The organism is Ramlibacter sp. (assembly GCF_035554825.1).
Classification (GTDB): domain Bacteria; phylum Pseudomonadota; class Gammaproteobacteria; order Burkholderiales; family Burkholderiaceae_C; genus Ramlibacter.
In genome coordinates, this window is sequence record NZ_DATMHS010000152.1 from 48,860 (window position 1) to 58,041 (window position 9,182).

9 protein-coding genes and 1 pseudogene are annotated in these 9,182 nt (G+C 69.7%); 3 read left to right on the top strand and 7 right to left on the bottom strand.

From position 1 onward, the window contains the following. Positions 1-16: 16 nt before the first annotated feature. From VNT59_RS19265 to VNT59_RS19280, 4 genes are read right to left on the bottom strand one after another with little or no spacing between them, the layout of a single operon-like run. Entirely contained in the window at positions 17-1,807 is a 1,791-nt protein-coding gene (locus VNT59_RS19265; RefSeq protein ID WP_325501119.1) for a HAMP domain-containing methyl-accepting chemotaxis protein, read from the bottom strand. 24 nt (positions 1,808-1,831) lie between these two features. After that, the gene (locus VNT59_RS19270) at positions 1,832-2,398 is read right to left on the bottom strand and encodes a chemotaxis protein CheW (RefSeq protein WP_325501121.1); all 567 of its coding nucleotides are present in this window, start codon (positions 2,396-2,398) and stop codon (positions 1,832-1,834) included. Between the two features lie 11 nt (positions 2,399-2,409). Then, complete coding sequence (locus VNT59_RS19275; RefSeq protein ID WP_325501123.1) at positions 2,410-2,766, bottom strand: response regulator; 357 nt, start codon at positions 2,764-2,766, stop codon at positions 2,410-2,412. 38 nt (positions 2,767-2,804) lie between these two features. Beyond that, positions 2,805-3,785 carry a response regulator gene (locus tag VNT59_RS19280; RefSeq protein ID WP_325501125.1) on the bottom strand — a complete coding sequence of 327 codons (981 nt, stop codon included), beginning with the start codon at positions 3,783-3,785 and terminating at the stop codon, positions 2,805-2,807. Positions 3,786-4,058: 273 nt separating this feature from the next. Between VNT59_RS19280 and VNT59_RS19285 the strand changes: the two genes are divergently transcribed. Continuing rightward, on the top strand, positions 4,059-5,288 hold the full coding sequence (locus VNT59_RS19285) for an O-antigen ligase family protein (protein WP_325501127.1): 1,230 nt from the start codon (positions 4,059-4,061) through the stop codon (positions 5,286-5,288). On the opposite strand, the gene VNT59_RS19290 is transcribed toward VNT59_RS19285, so the two are convergent. Genes VNT59_RS19290 through VNT59_RS19300 form a run of 3 tightly spaced genes read right to left on the bottom strand, consistent with a single transcriptional unit; the run spans position 5,278 to position 7,622 of the window. Beyond that, positions 5,278-6,126, bottom strand: a complete 849-nt coding sequence (locus VNT59_RS19290) for a fumarylacetoacetate hydrolase family protein (protein ID WP_325501129.1) — start codon at positions 6,124-6,126, stop codon at positions 5,278-5,280. The genes VNT59_RS19285 and VNT59_RS19290 overlap by 11 nt on opposite strands. A gap of 18 nt (positions 6,127-6,144) precedes the next feature. Continuing rightward, on the bottom strand, positions 6,145-6,891 hold the full coding sequence (locus tag VNT59_RS19295; RefSeq protein WP_325501131.1) for an SDR family NAD(P)-dependent oxidoreductase: 747 nt from the start codon (positions 6,889-6,891) through the stop codon (positions 6,145-6,147). Then, the gene (locus VNT59_RS19300) at positions 6,888-7,622 is read right to left on the bottom strand and encodes an SDR family oxidoreductase (protein WP_325501133.1); all 735 of its coding nucleotides are present in this window, start codon (positions 7,620-7,622) and stop codon (positions 6,888-6,890) included. The genes VNT59_RS19295 and VNT59_RS19300 overlap by 4 nt, the downstream gene beginning before the upstream one ends. Before the next feature lie 126 nt (positions 7,623-7,748). Between VNT59_RS19300 and VNT59_RS19305 the strand changes: the two genes are divergently transcribed. Next, positions 7,749-8,480, top strand: coding sequence for a FadR/GntR family transcriptional regulator (locus VNT59_RS19305; protein ID WP_325501135.1), 732 nt, complete (start codon positions 7,749-7,751; stop codon positions 8,478-8,480). Between the two features lie 20 nt (positions 8,481-8,500). Beyond that, positions 8,501-9,025, top strand: a pseudogene (dctP, locus tag VNT59_RS19310) (TRAP transporter substrate-binding protein DctP); the annotation flags it as partial. Between the last annotated feature and the right edge of the window lie 157 nt (positions 9,026-9,182).

Below are 9,182 nucleotides of genomic sequence, written 5' to 3' on the forward strand. Positions count from 1 at the left end.
TCCTCGTGCCGCGCCGTCACGCGGCCAGCGGCAGCTTGAACACGTTCACCGATTCGACCAGCCGGCGCGCCGACTGCAGCAGCGTCTCGGTGTCCTCGTTCTGGGCGTCGATCTGCTGCGCGGTGCGCTCGGTGCTCTCGCCGATGCGCTGCACCGAGCCGAGCAGCTGCGCCGACACCGATTTCTGCACGTCCGACGCGGCGCCGATCTTCTTCACCTGCGCCACCAGCTGGCTGGTGATCTCCTGCGTGCGCCGCATCTGCTCGCCCGCCTTCTGCGCCTGCTCGGAACCCTGCACCACCTGGCCGATCGTGCGGTTCACGGTGCTGATCGTCTCGTTGGTCTCCAGCTGGATGTTGTTCACCAGCGTGGCGATCTGCTGCGTCGCGTTGCGCGAGCTTTCCGCGAGCCGCTGCACTTCCTCGGCCACCACCGCGAAGCCGCGCCCGGCCTCGCCGGCGACGGCCGCCTGCATCGACGCGTTCAGGGCCAGCACGTGGGTACGCTCGGAAATCGTGTTGATCAGGTTCACGATGCCCGAGATCTCCTGCGAGCGTTCGCCCAGCCGCTTGATCCGCTTCTCGGTCTCGGCGATGGTCTCCCGGATCGATTCCATGCCCTTGACCGTGCCGGTCACCGTCTCCAGCGCGGTGTCGGTGGCCACGGTCGCCTGCTCGGCCGAGGCGTTCGACTGCTCGGCCAGCGCCGAGATCTGGTTCATGGTCTGTGTGGCGTCGGCCAGCGACTCGATCATCTGCGACACGCCGGTGCGCTCGTCCTGCGCCGTCTTGGACACCAGCGCCGCCTGCTCCTGCACCTTGCCCGACGCCTGCGCCACCTGCGAGGCGATCCGGTTCACCCCCGTCAGCACCTTGGAGGTTTCCTCGGTCAGCGCGTTGATCGAGTCGGCGACGGTGCCCAGCACGTCCTGCGTGACCGGAGCCCGTACCGTGAGATCGCGCTGCGACAGCAGGTTGACCGATTCCAGGATCGCGATCACCGAGTTGTTCAACCGCAGGTTTTCCTCCTCCGCGGCGCGCTGGGCGGCGATGCGTTCGTCCAGCATCCGGTCGAAGTTCTTGGCCACCTGGCCCAGTTCGTCGTCGGTGGTCAGCTGGACCCGGGCGTCGTGGTCGCCGGCCGCCACCTTGTCGATGGTGTCCTGCAGGCGCTGCAGCGGGCGGCTGACGTCGCGCCACAGGAAATAGGCGGCCGCGCCGGTGGCCAGCAGCATGACGGTCGCGGCGATCGCCAGCAGGATGTCGCCGGTCTTTTGCTGCTGCTCGCGCCGCTGCGCATCGCTGCGCGTGGTGGTGTCCAGCAGCTCACCCAGCGCCTTCACGGTGGCGGCCGCCGCCGGGTTGGTCTGCGTGGCCCGATAGACCGAGGCCTCTTCGAGCTTGCCCTTGTCGACCAGTTCGAACCAGGTGGGGCGCTTTTCCTTGTAGACCGCGTAAGCCTCGACCATCCGCTTGTGCCCCTGCACTTCTTCCGGCGTCAGGCCTTCCATGGCGGCGAAGGCCTTGAAGTTGTCTTCGGCGATCGCCAGCTGCTTGGGGCCGGCCTCGTTGATCCGCTGCCGGTTGGCCGCGTCCGGGTACAGCACGTACTGCGCCAGGTGGAACCGCAATTCCCACATCGCGTTGTCGGCGCGCGCCAGCATCGCGGTCTTTCCCTGGGTCTGCTTCTGCAGCGTGTTGAGCTCGCTCATCTCCCACGCCGCCACCCCGGCGAACAGGCCGGTGAGGGCCAGCAAACCGCCGAAGGCGATCACCAGCTTGGTTCGGATCTTCAGGTCCAGTTTCATTCCAGCACTCCAGTCGTGTTGTCGTCATGCGCCCGCGCCGGCGGCGAGGTCGTCGTTCAGTTGGGACAGCAGCGCCGGCACCTGCAGGTCCAGCCAGTCGGCCCCGCCGCTGCGCCAGCTGCCGTTGCCGCAGGCCGCCAGTCGCGCCGGCAGCGCGGCGTTCTCGACCAGGTCATCGGCGGCCACGCGCAGCCGCACCGGCAGGCCGTCGATGACGACGCCGGCGCGTTCGTCGCCGTGTCCCAGCACCAGCAGCATCGGCTTGGCCGCCGCATCGTGGGCGACGCCGAACAGCCCGGCCGGGTCGAACACCGGCACCAGCGCGCCGTGCAGGTTGGCCATGCCGAGAAACCAGGCCGGGGCCCGCGGCAGCCGATAGACGGGCGGCAGGTCCGTCAGCTCGCTGCCGTCCTCGTAGCGGATCATCAGGTGCAGGTCGCCGATGCGGAATCCCTCGCGCAGCAGCGGTCCCCGCTCGGCTGCGTCCGGCCCGGCCGCCGCCGCGCTGGCCGGCGCCGCTTCGAACACGAAGCCGCGCAGCAGCGCCTGCGTCGGCGCGAGCAGGGGGACCGGCCGCGGCTGCACAGCCATCGCGCGGGCCCCTAGGCGCTCAGCTGCGCGAGGATCTGCTCGGCGCTGTAGGGCTTGGTGACGTAGCCCTTGGCGCCCAGCATCTGGCCCCAGGCCATGTCGGCCTTCTGGTTCTTGCCGGTGACGAACACCACCGGGATGTTCTTGGTCGCCTCGTCGGCCTTCAGCCGGCGCGTGGCGGCGAAGCCGTCCATGTCTGGCATGTTCACGTCCATCAGGATCAGGTCCGGCTTGTCGCGCTTGGCGCGTTCCACGGCCTGCAGGCCGGAGTCGGCGAGCAGGGCGATGTGGCCGGCCGCCGAAACGATGCGCTCGAGGTTGCTGCGATCGGCCAGGGCATCGTCGACGATCAGGACTCTGCGGGACATGGTGGGCTCCTTGGATGGCGAAGGTGGAACAGGAAGATTCAATGGCGGTGCACCGGCGGGCGCAAGGCGCCGCGGTCGCCGCTGCGGACCTGCTGCGCGAGCACTTCGCCCAGATGCTGGGGATCGACCGGCTTGGTGAGGTAGGCGTCGCAGCCGGCCATCTTTCCGCGGATGCGGTCGAACGGCGAGGTCTTGGCGGTGAGCATGACCACCGGCACCGCGTCGGCGCCGCGCAGCCGCTCCTTGATCCGGTGGCAGCCCTCGTAGCCGTCCAGGCCGGGCATCAGCACGTCCATCAGGATGCAATCGAACCGGCGCTGCGAGATGCGTTCGAGGGCGCCGTCGACGCTGTCGGCGTCGGTCACCTGGTAGCCGCGCGGCTCGAGCAGCGAACGCAGGTGGGCGCGCACTGCCAGACTGTCGTCGACGACCAGCACCTGCGGGCTCTGCGCCGCGGCCAGCGGGGTGGGTGGACTGGCCGCCGCCACGGCGGCGGGCCGCGCCGCCGCACTGGCGGTGCCGGGGCCGCCTTCCAGCGCCCGGGCCAGCACCATCGGCAGGATCGGCCACTGCACCGGGCGGCGCAGCAAGGTGTGGCCGGGCCCGGCCTGCGTGCCGTCGATCCAGATCACGGCCCGGCGCGCCAGCCACGATCGCTGCTGTGCCCAGGCCATGGCGGCCGGGTCGCGGGCGTCGACGACCACCACGTCGGCCTGGCGGGCCCGGGCGTCATCGAGGATCTCCAGGCGCGGCGTGCGGCGCTGCGAAACCTTGACCAGGCCGTCGAGCAGCTGGCGCTCGATCGGCTTCAGGCCCTTGACCGCCAGGCGCAGCGCCGGCGCGGCTTCGCCGGCGGCGGCGGGCAGTGGCGGCCGGGGCGCGGGCGGCACGGCGGCCGGCGCCGGCGTCGGACCGAAGATGGTGCCGCCGAGGAGGCCGTCCGGCGGCGGCATGCGGGGCGCCTGGGAGCCCAGCGGTCCCGCGGGTCCCATGGCCGTCTTCGTCTGGCTGTCGTTCATTGTGGTACCCGAACGGTCCACGCCTCCTTTGCCGTCCGGCGAGCCACGTTGAAGTTCGTCCGCGCGGGACTGCGCGGCGTGCCGACGGTGGCTCATCTCATCAGCAAACGCAGCCTAGCACCTGGCCCGCGCCCCAAGCTTGCGGTACCTCAAGGTCGCCTCCAACTCCCCGGTTGACCGGGCGGCCAAAGCCGGTCAGTAGAATGCGCCACTTTCTGCCAGCGAGCGCCCGCCTTGCCACCCAGCCAGCCCCTGTTTGCCCGCGGTTTCGCCATGCTGTGGCTCGCGGGCTTCCTGTTCCTCGCCTTCAAGGGCGCGACCGTCGCCCCGCCTGCCAACAGCGCCTTTTTCGCGCTGGCGGCGCTGGGCAGCGCCTGGTTCGCCGCGTTCGACCGCGCCCGGGTGCGCGAGCTGTGGCGCGAGCACCGCGGCCTGCTCGCGACGGTGCTGCTGCTGGCCGCCGCCATCCTGTTCTCGGAGGCCGTGGCCAAGGCACGCGGCGAAGCACCGGCGCACCCACTGCCGCCCCAGGCCGGCCTGCTGCTGTGCCTGCCGGCGCTCGCCCTGTTCCTGCGCGACGAGCGCGCCCTGCGCGCCGTGGTGCTGGTGTTCGCGGCCGTGTGCCTGTGGCACCTGGTGGCAATGCCGCTCGAGGCCGTGCTGGGCGTCAAGGTGAGCTGGCACCGCATCGAGCTGCTGCCGCGCGACGCCGGTCCGCTGCACTTCCAGGCCTCGGGGCTGGCCTGGCAGGCGTATTACTTCCCGGGGCTGTTCCTGCCGCTGTTCTGGCTGGCGTGGGGGCCGGTGTACGAGCGCCGCGTCTTTCCAGGCTGGCCGCTGTCACCGCGCGCGATGCTGGTGCTGCCGCTGCTGTGGCTGGTCCCCGCGCTGTCGGTGCAGTCGCGCAGCGCCTTCGCCGGGGCGCTGACGGCGGCGCTGCTGGCGATCGTCGGCGCGAGCCGCGCGAAGCGGCTGCGGACGTGGTTCGCCGTCGGCCTGCTCGCGATCTTCGCGGCGGCCGTCTACTGGCACCTGTTCGCGGAAAACAAGAGCGGCGCCGACCTGCGGGTGGCCTACTTCAAGCACTACGTGCGCGCCGCCATGGACTGGCACTGGCTGGCCACCGGCCGCAGCTACTACCTCGACCCCGACCTGCGGATGATGGTGCCGGGCATGCAGATGCTGCAGCACAGCCACAACGACATCGCGCAGGTCTTCTACAGCTGGGGCTTGCCCGGCCTGCTCGCTTACCTCGCGTTCTGGGTCGCGCTGGTGCGGCTGGTGTGGACGCGCTTCGCGCGGCACGGCGAGTATTGGCCGGCCTGCGCGCTGATCGCGCTGCTTCCCAACATGGTCACCGACCTCGGGTTCCAGCACTACGAAAAGGCGGCATTCCTGGTGCTGCTCACCGCCTTCTGCCTGGCCTGTGCCGGGCGGCCGCGGCCGGCACGGGCCGCGGCCCCGGACCAGGCCGGGGCCGCAGCGGCGCCCGTCAGGCCTTGAACGGCACGACCACCTGGCGCTGCTCGCCCAGGCCCTCGATGCCCAGCGTCATCACGTCGCCCTTCTTCAGGTAGACCGGCGGCTTCATGCCCAGGCCCACGCCGGGCGGCGTGCCCGTGGTGATGATGTCGCCGGGCATCAGCGTCATGAACTGGCTGACGTAGCTCACCAGCTTGGCGACGTTGAAGATCATGGTGCGGGTGTTGCCGGTCTGCATCCGCTGGCCGTTGACGTCCAGCCACATGGACAGCCGCTGCACGTTCTCGATTTCATCCGTCGTGACCAGCCACGGGCCGACCGGGCCGAAGGTGTCGCAGCCCTTGCCCTTGTCCCACTGCGGGCCGCGTTCCAGCTGGAACTCGCGCTCGCTCACGTCGTTGACCACGGCAAAGCCGGCGACGTACGTGAGCGCGTCCTTCTGCGACACGTAGCGGGCGCGGCTGCCGATGACCACGCCCAGCTCCACTTCCCAGTCGGTCTTGACCGAGCCCTTGGGCAGCATCACCGGATCGTTCGGGCCCTGCAGGCAGGTGGTGGCCTTCATGAACACCACCGGCTCCTTCGGGATCGGCACACCCGATTCGGCGGCGTGGTCGGCGTAGTTCAGCCCAATCGCGATGAACTTGCCCACCCCGTTGACGGGACAGCCGTAGCGCGGCGTGCCGCGCACCAGCGGCAGCTTGGCCGGATTCACCTTGCGCAATTTGTTCAGGGCGGCCGCACCGAGCTGGGCCGGGCCGATGTCGGGTACCACGCCGCTCAGGTCGCGGATGCGGCCGTCGCCGTCGACCAGGCCCGGCTTTTCCTTGCCGGGGTTGCCATAGCGCACAAGTTTCATTGCTTCTTCCTTTCGTTGTCAGTAGGTGGAGCGCCCGCCGGAGAGGTCGAACACCGCGCCGGTGGAGAACGAGCAGTCCTCGGTGCACAGCCAGCCGACCATGGCGGCGACTTCCTCCGGCGTGCCGAAGCGCCCCAGCGGAATCTTCGACAGCATGAACTGGATGTGCTGCTCGGTCATCTGGTCGAAGATCGCCGTCTTCACCGCCGCCGGCGTCACGCAGTTGACGCGCACGCCGGTGTCGGCCAGTTCCTTGCCGAGCGATTTGGTGAGGGCGATGACGGCCGCCTTGCTGGCGCTGTAGGCGCTGGCGTTCGGGTTGCCGTCCTTGCCGGCCACGGACGCGATGTTGACGATCCGGCCGTAGCCGGCCTCGCGCATCACCGGCACCACTTCGCGGCAACAGAGGAACAGGCCGTTCAGGTTGACGTCGATCACCTGGCGCCAGGCGTCGACCGGGTACTCCCAGACCTTGGTATTGGGGCCGGTGATGCCGGCGCTGTTCACGAGCGCATCGATGCGCCCGGCGTGGCCGCGCGTCGCCTGCACCGCCGCCCGCACGGATTCGTGCTGCGCCACGTCGACGGTCACGCCGTGCGCGCGCCCGCCCAGCTGCGCCAGCGCCCGCTGCAGGGTCGCCGCATCGCGATCCCACAGCGTCACGCTGCCTCCGGAGGCGAGCAGCCGCTGCGCGACGGCGTAGCCCAGACCGGTCGCGCCGCCGGTGACGACCGCGTGCCGGCCCTGGAAGTCGAGCTGGTTCATATCGTGATGCCCCCGTCGACCGCGTACGCCTGGCCGGTCACGAACTGCGATTCGTCGCTCGCCAGGAACACCACCAGCGGCGCGATCTCGTGCGCCTGCGCGAGCCGGCCCATCGGCTGGCGGGCGACGAAGTTCTTCCGCGCGGCAGCCGGATCGTCGTACGCGTTGATCCGGTCCTGCAGCGAGGGCGTGTCCACGGTGCCCGGGCACAGCGCGTTGCAGCGGATGCCCTCGGCGACATAGTCGGCGGCGACGCTCTTGGTCAGACCGATCACCGCCGCCTTGGTCGTGCCGTAGATGAAGCGGTTCGGCAGGCCCTTGATGCTGCTGCACACGCTCGCCATGTTGATGATGCTGCCGCGGCCGGCACCGAGCATCCGCGGCAGCGCCGCCTGGATCGTCCAGAACTGCGAGCGCACGTTCAGGTTCAGGGCGAAGTTCCACTCCTCGTCGGTCGCCTGCAGCACGGTGCCGTTGTGCACGAAGCCGGCGCAGTTGAACAGGACGTCGAGCGCCGGCATCGAGCCGACCACCTTGTCGATCGCGGCGCGATCGAGCACGTCCAGCGGCAGCGCGCGAATGTTGCTGGCGCCTTCGTACGACGCCAGCAGCTTTGGGTTGACGTCGGTGGCCCACACCTGCGCGCCCTCGGCCGCCATCGCCAGCGCGGTGGCGCGCCCGATGCCCTGCCCCGCGGCCGTCACGAGCGCGGTCTTTCCTTCGAGTCTCATGGCTTCTCCTGCTTGGTTGCTGCCGGCGCCGCTTGAGGGTTTTGCCCGATGCCTCCGGCGGGTTTTGTCCGCATATTAATTGGTCTGACCACTTGGCCACTTGTGGCGAACCCTTAGTTGCCTCCCATGCCGCTGCAGACCGTCGAACCGCAACGCCTCTATCGGCAGATCGCCGAGCAGCTGCGCTCGCTGATCGGGGGCGGCGAGTTTGCGCCGGGCACCCGGCTGCCGGCGGAGCGCGATCTGGCCAAGCAGCTCGGGGTGAGCCGGCCTTCCGTGCGCGAGGCGCTGATCGCGCTCGAAGTCGAAGGCTGGGTGGAGATCCGCACCGGCTCCGGCGTCTACGTGCTCGCCCACTCCGGCGCGACGGTGAACGGCGCGGCGACGCAGGTGCCCGCCACCGAATGGGGGCCGTTCGAACTGCTGCGCGCCCGGCGCGTGATCGAAGGCGAGATCGCCGCGCTGGCCGCCACCCAGGCCAGGCGCAAGGACCTGCAGACCATCGGCGAAGCCATCGCCTTCATGCAGGCCGACGTGGCGCGGGGCCTGGCGCCGCTGGAAGGCGACCGCGCCTTCCACACCGCGATCGCGCAGGCCAGCGACAACGTGGTGCTGCTGGAAACCGTGCAGACCTTCTGGGATGCGCGCCACGGGCCGCTGTTCGAGCGGCTGGGCGGCCACTTCGAGAGCCAGTCCGTGTGGCGGCTGGCCATCGCCGAACACGAGGCGGTGCTGGCCGCCATCAAGGTGCGCGACGCCGACGGCGCGCGGGCCGCCATGCAGCAGCACATGGACAAGACCAATGCCCGATTCAGCGCGAGCTGGCGTCGCGCGAACTCTTCACGACAACCAGCATGATCAACCCAAGGAGACCAAGCATGCAGAAACGTTTCGCCATCAAGCTCATCGCCGCCTGCGCCGTGTTCGCCGGCGCCATGGGCAGCGTCGGCGTCGCCCAGGCCCAGACCAAGCTCAAATGGGCACACGTCTACGAAACCTCGGAGCCGTTCCACAAGTACTCGGTGTGGGCCGGCGACGAGATCAAGAAGCGCACCAACGGCCGCTATGAGGTCCAGGTGTTCCCGGCCTCGACGCTCGGCAAGGAATCGGACATCAACCAGGGCCTGACCCTGGGCACCGTGGACATCATCCTGTCGGGCGCCAGCTTCGCCGGCAACAGCTACAAGCCGCTGGCCATCTCGTATTTCCCGTTCATCTTCCGCGACGCCGAGCACCAGCTGAAGTACGCCAAGAGCGACGTGTTCAAGGAGCTCGCCAAGGGCTACGACGACAAGACCGGCAACCACATCACGGCCCTGACCTACTACGGCGCCCGCCACGTGACGTCGAACAAGCCGGTCGTCAAGCCCGAGGACATGAAGGGCCTGAAGATCCGCGTGCCACAGCTGATCCGCATCGAGGAGCAGCTCGGCACCGCCGCGCGCTTCGCCGGCCGCACCATCCTCAAGGGCTGATCGGCAGAAACCGGACCGATGGCGCGCGTCGTGCGACGCGCGTTTCATTTGGCGTTCCGGTCTTCGGGGCGGCTGATCGTTCGAC